Source organism: Kluyvera sp. Awk 3 (assembly GCF_028069715.1).
Classification (GTDB): Bacteria; Pseudomonadota; Gammaproteobacteria; order Enterobacterales; family Enterobacteriaceae; genus Kluyvera; species Kluyvera georgiana_A.
The window spans coordinates 1-14,882 of sequence record NZ_JANEWH010000026.1 but is presented as its reverse complement, the minus strand read 5'-3'; the positions used below and the strand labels follow the sequence as shown (position 1 = coordinate 14,882).

12 protein-coding genes are annotated in these 14,882 nt (G+C 57.1%); 7 read left to right on the top strand and 5 right to left on the bottom strand.

From position 1 onward, the window contains the following. Positions 1 to 179: 179 nt before the first annotated feature. The 5 genes from uvrB to bioB all read right to left on the bottom strand — a co-directional run bounded on the left by uvrB (position 180) and on the right by bioB (position 6,446). Positions 180 to 2,204 carry an excinuclease ABC subunit UvrB gene (gene uvrB / locus NNN71_RS07885; protein ID WP_163447102.1) on the bottom strand — a complete coding sequence of 675 codons (2,025 nt, stop codon included), beginning with the start codon at positions 2,202 to 2,204 and terminating at the stop codon, positions 180 to 182. 638 nt (positions 2,205 to 2,842) lie between these two features. Further along, the gene (gene bioD, locus NNN71_RS07880; RefSeq protein ID WP_163447105.1) at positions 2,843 to 3,520 is read right to left on the bottom strand and encodes a dethiobiotin synthase; all 678 of its coding nucleotides are present in this window, start codon (positions 3,518 to 3,520) and stop codon (positions 2,843 to 2,845) included. Continuing rightward, complete coding sequence (gene bioC, locus NNN71_RS07875; RefSeq protein ID WP_271458244.1) at positions 3,513 to 4,268, bottom strand: malonyl-ACP O-methyltransferase BioC; 756 nt, start codon at positions 4,266 to 4,268, stop codon at positions 3,513 to 3,515. Before bioC ends, bioD begins: the two co-directional genes overlap by 8 nt. Beyond that, complete coding sequence (gene bioF / locus NNN71_RS07870) at positions 4,252 to 5,409, bottom strand: 8-amino-7-oxononanoate synthase (protein ID WP_271458243.1); 1,158 nt, start codon at positions 5,407 to 5,409, stop codon at positions 4,252 to 4,254. The genes bioC and bioF overlap by 17 nt, the downstream gene beginning before the upstream one ends. After that, positions 5,406 to 6,446, bottom strand: a complete 1,041-nt coding sequence (gene bioB / locus NNN71_RS07865) for a biotin synthase BioB (RefSeq protein WP_163447110.1) — start codon at positions 6,444 to 6,446, stop codon at positions 5,406 to 5,408. Before bioB ends, bioF begins: the two co-directional genes overlap by 4 nt. A gap of 84 nt (positions 6,447 to 6,530) precedes the next feature. Between bioB and bioA the strand changes: the two genes are divergently transcribed. The 7 genes from bioA to NNN71_RS07830 all read left to right on the top strand — a co-directional run. Then, a complete protein-coding gene (bioA, locus tag NNN71_RS07860; RefSeq protein WP_271458242.1) occupies positions 6,531 to 7,820 on the top strand; it encodes an adenosylmethionine--8-amino-7-oxononanoate transaminase in 1,290 nt (429 codons plus the stop codon). A gap of 70 nt (positions 7,821 to 7,890) precedes the next feature. Continuing rightward, positions 7,891 to 8,367, top strand: a complete 477-nt coding sequence (locus NNN71_RS07855; RefSeq protein WP_163447114.1) for a kinase inhibitor — start codon at positions 7,891 to 7,893, stop codon at positions 8,365 to 8,367. A gap of 446 nt (positions 8,368 to 8,813) precedes the next feature. Then, on the top strand, positions 8,814 to 10,790 hold the full coding sequence (locus NNN71_RS07850; protein ID WP_271458241.1) for a PTS mannitol transporter subunit IICBA: 1,977 nt from the start codon (positions 8,814 to 8,816) through the stop codon (positions 10,788 to 10,790). A gap of 53 nt (positions 10,791 to 10,843) precedes the next feature. Next, the gene (locus NNN71_RS07845) at positions 10,844 to 12,001 is read left to right on the top strand and encodes a mannitol-1-phosphate 5-dehydrogenase (RefSeq protein ID WP_271458240.1); all 1,158 of its coding nucleotides are present in this window, start codon (positions 10,844 to 10,846) and stop codon (positions 11,999 to 12,001) included. Between the two features lie 166 nt (positions 12,002 to 12,167). Continuing rightward, a complete protein-coding gene (locus NNN71_RS07840; protein ID WP_223804163.1) occupies positions 12,168 to 12,725 on the top strand; it encodes an MltR family transcriptional regulator in 558 nt (185 codons plus the stop codon). Between the two features lie 197 nt (positions 12,726 to 12,922). After that, on the top strand, positions 12,923 to 14,206 hold the full coding sequence (locus NNN71_RS07835; RefSeq protein WP_163447120.1) for a putative acyl-CoA thioester hydrolase: 1,284 nt from the start codon (positions 12,923 to 12,925) through the stop codon (positions 14,204 to 14,206). 203 nt (positions 14,207 to 14,409) lie between these two features. Next, a partial coding sequence (locus NNN71_RS07830) for a GntR family transcriptional regulator (RefSeq protein WP_271458239.1) occupies positions 14,410 to 14,882 on the top strand: 473 nt, incomplete at its 3' end.

Below are 14,882 nucleotides of genomic sequence, written 5' to 3'. Positions count from 1 at the left end.
GTGAACATTAAGGCAGATTGCTGGCTCGTGATGGCTACCGCAATTTAGATAAATAATGCCTGATACGCCGCCCGTAGGCCGGATAAGGCGTTTGCGCCGCCATCCGGCAAATGAGCCGAACGGCCTGATGGCGCTACGCTTATCAGGCCGACTCGATATTCACGCACAGGCTCACGAAATCACGACGCTGCGATAAACAGTTCACGCAGTTGATGCAAACGGTCGCGAATTTCTGCCGCTTCTTCAAACTCGAGGTTCTGCGCGTGTTTCAGCATCTGCGCCTCCAGCGTTTGAATCTGCTGCTGGAGCGCTTTCGGCGTCAGCGCTTTCACGTCTGGCTCAACGATTGGCGAGGCAGAACGAGACTTGCCGCGCCCCTTCGCTTTCGTTTTGGCCAGCCCCTCGCCCATCGCCAGAATATCGACAACGTCTTTCACCAGCCCCTGAGGCACGATGCCATGCTCTTCGTTGTAGCGTTCCTGCTTCTCGCGACGGCGTTCCGTTTCGCCAATCGCCTTCGCCATTGATGGGGTAATCTTGTCGCCGTAGAGAATGGCCTTACCGTTGATATTACGCGCGGCACGGCCAATGGTCTGAATCAGCGAACGTTCCGAACGCAGGAAGCCCTCTTTGTCGGCATCGAGAATCGCCACCAGCGAGACTTCCGGCATATCCAGGCCCTCACGCAGCAGGTTGATACCCACCAGCACGTCAAACTCGCCCAGACGTAAATCCCGAATGATCTCCATACGTTCAACGGTGTCGATATCGGAGTGCAGGTAGCGCACGCGCTCACCGTGTTCTTCAAGATATTCCGTCAGGTCTTCCGCCATGCGTTTGGTCAGGGTCGTCACCAGCACGCGTTCGTTGATAACCGAGCGCTTGCGAATTTCTGACAGCAGATCATCCACCTGAGTCGCCACCGGGCGTACCTCAATCAACGGATCAAGCAGGCCGGTTGGACGCACCACCTGGTCGATAACTTCACCGCCGGATTTCTCCAGCTCGTAGTTACCCGGCGTTGCCGAAACATAGATGGTTTGCGGCGCCAGCGCTTCAAATTCTTCGAACTTCAACGGGCGGTTGTCGAGTGCCGACGGCAGACGGAAGCCGTACTCGACCAGTGTCTCTTTGCGCGCCCGGTCGCCGCGGTACATGCCGCCAATTTGCGGAATGGTGACGTGCGATTCATCAATCACCAGCAGGCCGTCAGCCGGCAGATAATCGAACAACGTCGGCGGTGGCTCGCCCGGCCCGCGCCCGGAAAGGAAGCGTGAGTAGTTTTCAATGCCCGAGCAGTAGCCAAGCTCGTTCATCATTTCAAGATCGAACTGAGTACGCTGGCTCAGACGCTGCTCTTCGAGCAGCTTGTTATTTTCCAGCAGCACCTTGCGGCGCTCTGCCAGCTCAACCTTGATATCTTCCATCGCCTGGACAATGCGCTCACGCGGCGTGACGTAGTGCGATTTCGGGTAGATGGTGAAGCGCTGAATGGTTGACTCGACGTGCCCGGTCAGCGGATCGAACAGCGAGAGGCGCTCGACCTCTTCATCAAACAGCTCAACGCGCAGCGCCAGATCGTCAGACTCTGCCGGGAAGATATCAATCACCTCGCCGCGTACGCGGAAGGTCGCGCGCTGGAACGCCTGATCGTTGCGGGTGTACTGCAGCTCAGCCAGGCGACGCAGAATTGAACGCTGGTCGATAATCATGCCGACCGTCAGGTGCAGCATCATTTTCAAATAGAGATCGGGATCGCCCAGGCCGTAAATCGCCGACACCGAGGCCACCACCACGACATCGCGGCGCTCAAGCAGCGCTTTGGTGGCGGACAGACGCATCTGCTCGATGTGTTCGTTCACCGAGGCGTCTTTTTCGATAAAGGTGTCGGAGCTGGGAACGTAGGCTTCTGGCTGGTAGTAATCGTAGTAGGAGACAAAATACTCCACCGCGTTTTCCGGGAAGAATGCCTTCATTTCGCCATAGAGCTGCGCGGCCAGCGTTTTGTTCGGCGCCAGCACCATCGTCGGACGCTGGAGATCGGCAATGACGTTGGCCACAGTAAAGGTTTTCCCCGACCCGGTAACGCCCAGCAGCGTCTGGTGCGCGAGACCGTCCTCCAGCCCCTCTTTCAGACGTGAGATGGCTACCGGCTGGTCGCCGGAAGGGCTGAACGCGGAATGTAATTTAAAGGGTTTACTCATGGGCAACGCTACCTGATAACGGATGGGTCGGGCTGGAGATTAATTCTACTCGCCGCCTGCCAAATTGCCAATAAAAAACACTGGATATAAAAACAGTAATCTATTATCGTATTTTGGGCAAAACAGGTTGCGGCATGCGTCACAGGCGAAAATTTATCCTCTGACAACATAAAACACCAGTTGAACCGGGTTATCCCCAGAACTTTTTCTCTTTTAACATTTGTCAATATCGGTCATGAAAGTTTTATGGCAATCCGCANCACTTTTTATTACGCCATTGCTTTTATTTATCTTGTTGATTATTAATAAAAAGATAGAAAAGCCGCCTTTCGCATCAATTCAGGCGCAGGCCGCATGTTCTCTCGTTTACCGCTAGTTTTCTAACTCTAATACACAGGGTTATCCACAGGAATAGTGGATAACTGCCGCTAGCCCCTATCCCTCGCCACCCGGCGGTTTGCGCAACTTCCTGTCAACGTGAAATCAAAAAAATATTTTCTCGCCAATTTTGATATGTATCAGCGAAAAGGCGCACGTGTTTTATCCATAACGGCGTGCTTTTTCCTTACGTTTTCTGCGGGTTATCGCTTACGAATGAAGATAACCCGCGAGAGAAAAATCAGAATAAAAAAAGGGGTTTATAACAGACTCAAATCGAGATAGCCGCCAAGAGGTCGATCGTCGACCGACTCGCCAAGCCACGGAATTTCGCCCAGCAGGGGGGCAGGCAGCATTCTCTGGAGGGTACTCAGATACTCGGCATGGCGGCGCCCCGGCGGTACGACGTCATTGGCAATCCAGCCAGCCAGCCGCAGCCCGGCCTGCTGTACTGCCTGAGCGGTTAGCACGGCATGATTGATGCAACCCAGTTTCACCCCCACCACCAGAATAACCGGCAGTTGCTCGTCGCGAACCCAGTCAGCGAGCGTCAGCGTGGGCGAGAGCGGCGTAAACCAGCCGCCAGCGCCTTCCACCAGCACCCAATCGGCCTGCGCTTCTAAAGCACGCAAACCCGCCGATAGCACGCCAGCCTCAATAGGTCGTTGCTCATCGGCGCTCACAATATGCGGTGACGTGGGTTCCGCAAAGGTATACGGGTTCACCTCTTCATAACGCAGTGGCAGCGCGCTGTTACGCTGGAGCGCCAGCGCGTCGCTGTTGCGCAACCCCTCATCGGTCATTTCGCTGCCCGATGCTACCGGCTTATAGCCCACGGCGCGACGGCCCAGCAGGCGTGCGGCCTGCAATAGTGCGGTGCTGGCAACGGTTTTCCCGACTTCCGTATCGGTTCCGGTTACATAAAAACGTTCAGTCACGTGTGATGATTCCTGTGAAAAGATGGTAGGTCAGCGGACAAATCCCCTCCTGCCTCGGCCAGGCCAGCTGTAGCTGCTGGAGCCTGCCGCGGGTGAGCGGCTGGCGGCTGCGCCCCTGGTGCAAGTGTGTTGCGCCAATCCCCTTTAACGAGCGCATCGCGCTCAGCGCATCGGGAAAAGAAAGGGTGATGGTGGTCGCCATCCCATGGCCAGAATAGGCCGCCAGCGCCTCGCGCAGCGTCGCTTCAGGCAGGAAGCGATTGGCGTGCGGATGGCTGTCGAGAGCCTGCCACGCCTGGTTAAGCTCCGGCAGCGAACCCGCCGTCAGCGTGGTAAATGCCAGCGTGCCACCGGGGGCGAGCTGGCGATAAAGGCCAGCCAGCGCTGCATGCAGATCGCTACACCACTGAATAGCCAGATTGCTCCACGCTAAATCGAAGCCGCCGACGGGCAGCGGAATATCCTCGATATCCGCCAGCAGATACGTATCCGCCGCCTGCTGTAGACGCGCCTGTCGCAGCATCTCCGCCGAGAGATCCAGCGCGGTAACGTGGCTGCCCTGCTCGCGCCAGTAGCGACTGTAGCTCCCCGGCCCACAGCCGGCGTCGAGTACGCGGGAAAACGCCCGCGCCGGCAGCTGGGACAGCAGCTGCGCGGCGCTGAGGCGCTGTAACTCGTCGTGTTGTTGATAAGACGCCGCCGCGCGGCCAAACGCCGCGGCGACCGCCTGTTTATCCACGCTCGCCATGCAAAACCTCCAGCAGATGAGCAACGTCCTGCGCGTCATGCGCGGCAGTGAGCGTCAGACGCAAACGCGCGGTGCCCGCGGGTACCGTCGGTGGACGAATAGCCGTAGCCCAGCAGCCCTGCACACGCAAGTGTTCGGCTAACCGCAGCGTGTCTGCGTTATCACCGACGATCAACGGTTGAATGGCGCTCTGCGAGCCGCTCAGCGCGTAGGCCAGCCCTTGCGCGCCACGGCGAAAATCAGCAATGTGTTGGGCCAAAATTTCGCGGCGCTGTTGGCCGTCATCGCTCTGAATGACCGCCAGCGCCGCCTGTAACGCTTGCGCCTGGGCGGGAGGCATCGCGGTGCTGTAAATCAGATGACGGGCGAACTGGATGAAATAGTCGGCGACCGCCTGGCTGCAAAGCACCGCCGCGCCGCTCAGGCCAAAGGCTTTGCCGAACGTCACCACCAGTAGCTCCGGCTTAACGCCCTGCTGAGAGCAGCTGCCGCGTCCATTTTCACCCACTACACCAATACCGTGCGCATCGTCGACCATCAGCCACGCATCGGCGGCGCGCGCCGCGGCAACGACCTCGGCCAGCGGCGCGCTGTCGCCATCCATACTGAACACCCCTTCCGTCACCACCAGCTGTTGCCCTTCGACGGGGGCAGCCAGCAGCCGGGCAAGATGTAGGCGGTCGTTATGCTGAAAACGCCGCAACTGCGCGGGGCTGAGGGTTGCCGCTTCCAGTAGCGATGCGTGGCTCAGGCGGTCGGCGACGATACGGTCCTCGCGTCCGGCCAGTGCGGCAATCACCGCCTGATTGGCGGCAAAACCGGAGATAAACAACAGCGCGCGGTCATAGCCGAGCCAGTCCGCCAGCTGTTCTTCCAGGCGCAGATGCGCCTGGTGGTAGCCGGTGACATGCGCGGATCCGCCGCTGCCGACGCCGTAACGTTCCGCCCCGTCCTGCCAGGCGCGAATCACCTGCGGATGCTGGCTGAGGCCCAGATAGTCGTTGCTGGAAAAATTGCGGTAACGGCGTCCTTCGCACATCAACCAGCGCCCAGCCCCCTGCGCCAGCGGCTGGCGCTGACGAAAGGCCTGCGCTTCACGACGTTCAGCGACAGCGCGGTCGATTCGCTGCTGCCAGCTCATACCGCCGCCGCGTTGTAATAATCGTCGGTATCCGGCGTCATCAGCGCCTGTTCGAGACGCTGCTGCTGCTCGTTGTCTCCGGCGGTGACCGTGGTTTGCTGCGGGTTCAGCCCCAGCTTGCGGAACAGCTGCAAGTCTTTATCTTCTTCCGGGTTTGGCGTCGTCAGCAGCTTGCAGCCGTAGAAGATGGAGTTAGCGCCCGCCATAAAGCACATTGCCTGGGTCTGCTCGTTCATCTGCTCGCGCCCCGCGGACAGGCGCACGTGCGAGGTCGGCATCATGATACGCGCCACGGCAATCGTGCGAATAAAATCAAAGGCATCAACGTCTTCGTTATCGGCCAACGGTGTGCCTTTGACCTTCACCAACATGTTGATCGGCACGCTTTCCGGCGGGGTCGGCAGATTGGCCAACTGGAGCAGCAGACCGGCGCGGTCATTAACCGTTTCCCCCAGCCCGACGATCCCGCCGGAACACACTTTAATCCCGGCTTCGCGCACTTTATCCAGGGTATCAAGACGTTCCTGATAGCTGCGGGTGGTGATGATATTGCCGTAGAACTCCGGTGAGGTATCGAGGTTGTGGTTATAGTAGTCCAGCCCCGCCGAGGCCAGACGCGCCGCCTGGCTGTCAGAGAGCGTTCCGAGCGTCATACAGGCTTCGAGCCCCATCTCTTTGACGCCCTGCACCATCTGCTCGAGATACGGCATATCGCGCTCGTGCGGGTTTTTCCACGCCGCGCCCATACAGAAACGGGTGGAGCCCGCCAGCTTGGCTTTGCGCGCCGATTCCAGCACCTGTTCCACTTCCATCAGGCGTTCGCTCTCCAGCCCGGTTTTGTAGCGTGAACTCTGCGGGCAGTACTTGCAGTCTTCCGGACAGGCGCCGGTTTTAATCGACAGCAGCGTACTCACTTGTACCTGCTGAGGGTCAAAATGTTGGCGATGGACCTGCTGCGCTTCAAACAGCAGTTCCAGCAGCGGTTTTTCGAAAAGAGCGGTGACCTGCGACATTGTCCAGCGTAAAGGGTGAGCCATTGGCTTCTCCGGGGGTTTTGTTAATTTTCGGTTCGGTTTATACTCGTAAACCTAAAACTTTTCAAAATGGTTTACAAGTCGATTATGACAACGGACGATCTCGCCTTCGATAGCCGCCATATCTGGCATCCCTACACCTCCATGACCGCACCGTTACCGGTTTATCCGGTGGTTTCCGCCGAGGGCTGCGAGCTGCAGCTTGCCAGCGGCGAGCATCTGGTCGACGGCATGTCCTCCTGGTGGGCGGCGATTCATGGTTACAATCACCCGCGTCTGAACGCGGCGATGAAAGCGCAGATTGACCAGATGTCGCACGTGATGTTTGGTGGGATAACCCACCCTGCCGCGGTGGCACTGTGCCGTAAGCTCGTGGCCATGACGCCCGAACCGCTGGAGTGCGTCTTCCTGGCCGATTCCGGGTCGGTGGCGGTTGAAGTGGCGATGAAGATGGCGCTGCAGTACTGGCAGGCCAAAGGCGAGTCGCGTCAGCGTTTTCTCACCTTCCGTAACGGCTACCACGGCGATACCTTCGGCGCGATGTCGGTTTGCGATCCGGATAACTCCATGCACAGCCTGTGGAAGGGTTATCTGCCGGAGAATCTGTTTGCCCCCGCACCGCACAGCCGCTTTGACGGTGAGTTCGACGAGTACGATATGGTGGCGTTTGCCCGCCTGATGGCCGCTCATCGCCACGAGATTGCCGCGGTGATCCTCGAGCCGGTAGTCCAGGGGGCGGGCGGCATGCGGATGTATCATCCGGAATGGCTAAAGCGCATCCGTAAGATGTGCGATCGTGAGGGGATCCTGCTGATTGCCGACGAAATTGCCACAGGCTTTGGCCGCACCGGCAAGCTGTTCGCCTGCGAGCACGCGGGGATCAGCGCCGATATTCTGTGCCTTGGTAAAGCGCTCACCGGCGGCACGTTGACGCTGTCTGCCGCTATCACCACGCGCGAGGTGGCGGAAACCATCAGCAACGGCGAAGCAGGCTGCTTTATGCACGGGCCGACATTTATGGGCAATCCGCTGGCCTGCGCGGTGGCGACGGAAAGCCTGGCGCTGCTGGAGAGCGGCGAGTGGCAGACTCAGGTGGCAGCGATTGAGCAGCAGCTTAAGCGCGAGCTGGCCCCTGCCGCCGACGCGCCGCTGGTCGCCGATGTACGCGTTCTGGGCGCGATCGGCGTGGTCGAAACGCGCTACCCGGTCAACATGGCGCTGCTTCAGCGATTCTTTGTTGAGCAAGGGGTCTGGATTCGACCATTTGGCCGCCTGATCTACCTGATGCCGCCGTACCTGATTACCCCGCAGCAGCTGACGCGTCTGACCCGCGCGGTGTGCCTCGCGGTCGAACAGGAAACATTTTTTATCCAATAAGCAGCGGTAATCTGCCGCGGTTAACGCTACACTCCTTTGTTAATCAGTAGATTAACAAAGGAGGCAGTTGATGAAATTAGTCAGCCACGATCTGCGTGACGGCGAGAAACTACCCCAGCGCCAGGTATTCAATGGGATGGGTTACGACGGTGAGAATATCTCGCCGCATCTGGCCTGGGACGATGTGCCTGCCGGAACCAAAAGCTTCGTTGTGACCTGCTACGATCCGGATGCCCCAACTGGCTCCGGCTGGTGGCACTGGATTGTCGCCAACATTCCAGCCGACACCCGCGAACTGCCCACCGGCGCAGGCTCCGGCCTCGTTGGCCTACCTGCCGGCGCGCTGCAAACCCGCACCGATTTCGGTAAAGCAGGCTACGGCGGCGCAGCACCGCCTAAAGGCGAAACGCATCGCTATATCTTTACCGTCCACGCGCTGGATATCGACAAAATCGACGTTGACGAAGGCGCCAGCGGCGCAATGGTGGGCTTCAACGTCCATTTCCACAGCCTCGGCAGCGCGAGCATTACCGCACTGTTCAGCTAACCGTACGTTAAACGTATTCAGCCCTGCCGGGAAACCGCGCGGGGCTTTTTTTGTTGCAGATGTAATTTTCTAACGAAAAAAGGGCTGATGAGAAAAGCGAAACTGGCTGATGAGGTTAACGCCAAAATAGCTTGTGAATGAGATCACAATTTGAAAACAAACACGCCAACATAAAAAGTGATTTTAATCACAAAAAATAGCGAGACAAAGGCGATAATTTAACGTTGTAGCAGACTTACAGCCCATTTATGTGATCAAAATCACCATAAACACCCCAAAACCCGGCCATTCACAGTGACTAAGATCACAAAAAACCCTCGGGGTACGCGAGACGAAAACGGCGTGATAGAGTCGATTTTGCATACAGAACGACTGGCTGGTTTTTGGCGAAACCAGCACAACTATTACGCGCGCAACATCTGACGCGCACCACGAGGGGTGTTTTTATGTTATCACCAGATATCAAGGTCAAGGTACAGAATTTTGGCCGCTTCCTCAGCAATATGGTGATGCCCAATATTGGCGCATTCATTGCCTGGGGTTTGATTACCGCACTGTTTATTCCTACCGGCTGGTTGCCGAACGAGACGCTGGCTAAGCTGGTCGGCCCAATGATCACCTATCTGCTGCCGTTGTTAATCGGCTATACCGGGGGTCGCCTCGTTGGCGGCGAGCGCGGCGGCGTGGTCGGCGCGATCACCACCATGGGGGTGATTGTCGGCGCCGATATGCCGATGTTTATGGGCGCGATGATCGCCGGTCCGCTGGGCGGCTGGGCCATCAAACGCTTTGACCGCTGGGTTGATGGGAAGATCAAAAGCGGCTTCGAGATGCTGGTAAACAACTTCTCTGCCGGGATTCTCGGCATGCTGCTGGCGATGCTCTCCTTCCTGGCGATTGGGCCAATGGTGGAGCTGCTGTCGAAAGCGCTGGCGAGCGGCGTCAACGTCATGGTGCAGAACAACCTGCTGCCGCTGACCTCAATTTTTGTCGAGCCGGCCAAAATCCTGTTCCTCAATAACGCCATCAACCACGGTATCTTCTCACCGCTGGGTATTCAGCAGGCGACGGAAACCGGCAAGTCTATCTTCTTCCTGATTGAAGCTAACCCGGGTCCGGGTCTGGGGATCCTGCTGGCGTACATGTTCTTTGGCAAAGGCAGCGCGAAGCAGTCCGCAGGCGGCGCGGCGATTATTCACTTCTTCGGTGGGATTCACGAAATTTACTTCCCGTACGTCCTGATGAACCCACGCCTGATTCTGGCGGTGATCCTCGGTGGGATGACCGGCGTCTTTACCCTGACGCTGTTCAACGCGGGCCTGGTCTCTCCGGCTTCTCCGGGTTCTATTTTTGCCGTCCTGCTGATGACGCCGAAAGCGTCGCTGATTGGCGTCGTACTGTCGATTCTGGCCTCCACGCTGGTTTCCTTCCTGACGGCGTCGATGCTGCTCAAACGCGTTCGCGTGGGTGATGAAGAGAGCAACGGTCTGGCGGAAGCCACCCGTCGCATGCAGAGCCTGAAGCAGCAGTCAAAGTCCGGCGCTAAACCGTCCGGCGAACTGCCACAGCCCGCACCGGCGCTGGATTTGGCGAAAGACCTGCACCACGTGCGTAAAATCATCGTCGCCTGCGATGCCGGAATGGGCTCCAGTGCGCTCGGCGCGGGCGTGCTGCGTAAAAAGGTAAAAGACGCCGGTCTGAGTCATATTTCAGTGACCAACTGCGCCATCAACAGTTTGCCGGACGATGTCGATCTGGTGATCACCCATCAGGACCTTACCGAACGCGCCATGCGTTTTGCACCGCAGGCAATGCATATGTCGCTGAGCAACTTCCTCGACAGCGGCCTGTACACCGACTTAACCACCCGCCTGCTGGCCGCTAAGCTGCCGCCCGCGGCGAACGACAGTCGCCTGATTAACCAGACGATTATCGCCGCCAACGACGATGCGTTCACGCCCGGCGAGCGCGAGGATAACCTGTTTAAGCTCAGCGCCGATAACATCTTCCTTAACTTAACCGCCGACACCAAAGAGCAGGCCATTCGCTTTGCCGGTGAAATGCTGGTCTCCGGCGGCTACGTCGAGCCGGATTACATCGACGCCATGCTGGCGCGTGAAGCGCTGACCACCACCTACCTCGGAGAATCTATCGCCGTTCCGCACGGCACCGTAGAAGCCAAAGACCGCGTGCTGCGCACCGGGATTGTCATTTGCCAGTACCCGCAAGGCGTACGTTTCGGCGACGAGCCGGACGATATCGCGCGCCTGGTGATCGGCATTGCCGCCCGCAATAACGAGCACGTACAGGTTATCGCCCGCTTAGCCAACGCGCTGGATGATAAGGACGTGATCGAACGTCTGACGCAGACCACCAGCGTGCAGGAGATTTTACAGCTCCTGTCCGGCGAGCAAGCGGCATAAGGCAACGGGGCGTACAGCCCCTGATACGGAACGTTTTTTTCGAGGTAACAGTCATGAAAGCAATTCATTTTGGCGCAGGGAATATCGGTCGCGGCTTTATTGGTAAACTACTGGCGGACGCACAGGCGGAGCTGACCTTTGCCGATGTCAACCAGCCGCTGGTCGATCAGCTGGCGCATCAGCAACATTATCAGGTCAACGTGGTGGGGGAAAATGCTCGCGTTGAGCAGGTCAATCGCGTCAGCGCCATCTACAGCAACAGCCCGGACGCCATCGCGCAGATTGCCCAGGCCGATATCATCACCACCGCCGTTGGCCCGCAGGTGCTGAGCAAAATCGCCAGCACCCTGGCCCAGGGATTAATCGCCCGTTTTGAGCGCGGCAACCACCAGCCGATGAATATCATCGCCTGCGAAAATATGGTGCGCGGCACCAGCCAGCTTAAGCAGCACGTGCTGCAATCGATACCCGCCGAGCTGCACGTCTGGGTGGAAGAACACGTCGGGTTTGTCGATTCGGCTGTCGACCGTATCGTGCCGCCGGGGGCCGCAGCGAACGACGATCCGCTGGATGTCACCGTTGAGACCTTTAGCGAGTGGATTGTCGACCGTACCCAGTTTAAAGGTACGTTACCGGACATCGCCGGGATGGAGCCCACCAGCAATCTGATGGCCTATATTGAACGTAAGCTGTTTACCCTCAATACCGGCCATGCGATAACCGCCTATCTTGGCCAATTGGCAGGCTATCAGACTATTCGCGACGCCATCCTCGACCCGGCGATACGTGAAGCAGTGAAAAATGCCATGCGTGAGAGTGGCGAAGTACTGATTCAACGTTACGCCTTCGATCCCCAGCAGCATGCGGCCTACATCGATAAGATTCTCACCCGCTTTGAGAACCCTTATCTGCATGATGAGGTGGAGCGCGTTGGCCGTCAGCCGCTGCGTAAATTGAGCGAGAACGATCGCTTAATCAAGCCGCTGCGAGGAACGCTGGAATACGGGCTCCCCAATCGCCACCTGATTATCGGCATTGCCGCCGCCCTGCATTATCGCAGCGACCAGGACCCGCAGGCGCAAGAAATGGCAAACCTGCTGGCGGAAAATGGGGTAACAAGCACGGTCATTGAGGTTTGTGGCCTGCAGGATCAGCCAGAGCTTGTCGCCCAGATAGTGAATGTGTATAACGCCATGCAACGCAAAGAATGATGTAACACCCATAGCTGGGCGCGGAGGTTCACGGCCGCCGCGCCCGATGAAGAAGGGTAAGATGAAATTGAATCTCCTGCGCAAGAATGCGCAACCAGCAGCAGAAAATGAGCGTCCGAAGGACACGGCACCAGAGAAGCCACGGTTAGCGGAAAGCACAACAAAGATGATGGCCATGATGGACGACGCGCACTTAACCCAAAATCAGGCGGCGGAGAACCGCATCCTGGAGCGGCTTAACGCCCGCCAGACGCTAACCGGTTTTATACAGACCGCGGTGGGCTTACTGTCTGAAGCGGTCGACCAGCTGATTTTGCAGGCTTTCCGTAAAGACGATTACGCGGTGAAGTACGCGGTGGAACCGCTGCTGGAAGGCAGTGGGCCGCTGGCGAATTTACCGGTGCGGCTAAAGCTGATTTATGCTCTGGGCGTCATCAGTCGCGATGAATATGAAGACGTTGAACTGTTACTGGCGCTGAATAACGAACTGGCGCACGAGAACAAAATCTACAGCTTTACCGATGACGAAATTCTGGGGCCGATCAACATGCTGCACTGCATGACGACGCTGCCGCCTCCGCCGACGCTGCACCTGCCGGAAGACGTGGTCGACGACGCGCTGAGAACCATGCAGGAACAGCGCTATCAGCAAATGGTGCGTTCAACGCTGGTACTCAGCATCACCGATTTAGTCACCAGCCTGGCGCACAAAAAAGCGTTCTAGCCGCGAACACTCCAGGGCGGATGGATAAGGCCTTTCAATGGCTATCTTCCTCCCCTTTCGCCCGCTTTCCTTTTCGCTGACATAAGTTGTCAAAAAAACAGGCGATTTTTTGTCAGCACATCTTCCCGTTTCGCTCAACTTAGTATAAAAAGGCTGCTTTTACAGGATTCCCTTTTACTTAATTAGCCTGGAGCAACATGAACACTTTTTCGGTTTCTCGTCTGGCGCTGGCATTGGCTTTTGGCGTGACACTGACTGCTTGCAGCTCAACCCCAGCGGATCAGCGCCCTTCTGACCAGACCGCACCTGGTACCTCTTCCCGTCCGGTACTGTCGGCGGACGAAGCGCAGAACTTTACTGCCGCGCGTTACTTCTCTTCGTTAGATCCTAACGCTGCCGCCTGGTCCCCGTCTTCTATCACCGTACCGGCGAAAGCAGATTTCGTGGTTGGCCCGGCAGGGACTGAGGGCGTGACGCACACCAGTATTCAGGATGCCGTTGATGCCGCTATCGCGCGTCATAGCAGCTCTCGTCTGTACATCGCCGTACTGCCGGGTGAATATAAAGGCACCGTCTATATCCCGGCCGCTCCGGGCAGCCTGACGCTCTACGGTACCGGTGAAAAAGCGATCGACGTAAAAATTGGCCTGGCCATCGATTCCGAAATCGACCCGACCAGCTGGCGTAAACTGGTTAACCCAGGCGGCAAATACATGCCGGGTAAACCGGCGTGGTACATGTTTGATGGCTGCCAAAGCAAGCGCAGCGCCACCATCGGCGTGATGTGCTCCGCGGTCGTGTGGTCACAGAACAATGGCTTACAGCTGCAAAACCTGACGATTGAAAACAATCTGGGTGACAGCGTGGATGCCGGTACTCACCAGGCGGTGGCCCTGCGCACCGATGGCGACAAAACCCAGCTTAACAACGTCAATATCCTGGGCCGCCAGAACACCTTCTTCGTGACCAACAGCGGCGTTGATAACCGTCTGCAAAATAATCGCCAGACCCGTACGCTGGTCAGCAACAGCTACCTCGAAGGCGATGTGGATATCGTTTCCGGCCGCGGCGCAGTGGTGTTCGACAACACCGATTTCCGCGTAGTGAATTCCCGCACCCAGCAGGAAGGCTACGTCTTCGCCCCGGCGACCCAGGCCAACATCTTCTACGGCTTCCTGGCGACCAACAGCCGCTTCACCGCCGCCGGTGACGGCGTGGCGCAGTTGGGCCGCTCGCTGGACGTGGATAGCAACACCAATGGCCAGGTTGTGATTCGTGATAGCGTGATCAACGAAGGCTTTAATTCCGCGAAACCGTGGGCCGACGCCGCCGTTTCCAAACGTCCGTTCAGCGGCAATACCGGCGCGCAGGACGAGAAAGGCCAGATTAAACGCGATCTTAACGACCGCAACTTCAACCGCATGTGGGAATACAACAACCGCGGCGTGGGCAGTCATGTTGTGGCGGAACCGAAGCAGTAATTTCAGTTAGTGATGAAAAGGCCCATGACTGTCATGGGCCTTTTTTTATACCTATTCCACTTAAAACAACCAGTTACTTATTGTTTTAAAAGAAAACTAAACACAAAACCGTCACGCTTTGTGACGCAATTAACATCACGACATAGCGAGGTCATGACATCCTTATCACGCTTAAACGCAGCTCTTATTGAGGATGGATTGCCATGCGCATCAACAAAAAAAGCAAATTGCCCTTGTACGCTCAGCTTTTTGAGCTCATTACGCAACAAATCAGCGCGGGCGAATTCAAAGAAGGCGAGCAATTACCCTTTGAGCGAGAGCTATGCCAGCAGTATGAGATCAGCCGCACGACCGTCCGTCAGGCTATGTCAGAGCTTGAAAAAGAGGGATATATCAAGAAAATCCATGGCAAAGGTATGTTTGTGCAAGGACAAGCGGTTAAACAAAGTCTGATGACCGTTTATAACTTTCATGAGGAAATGAAACGTCTACATAAAACACCGGGCAGCACCCTGCTGCACTTTAGCCTGACAACGCCGCCAACCCGGATAACGCAAAAGCTAAATACAGAAGATGCCGTCTATCATATCATCCGTCTGCGTCTTGCAGATAACGAACCTATTTTATATGAAGAGACCTATCTCGTTGCCAGTAATTTTCCAGAATTAAAGAAAGA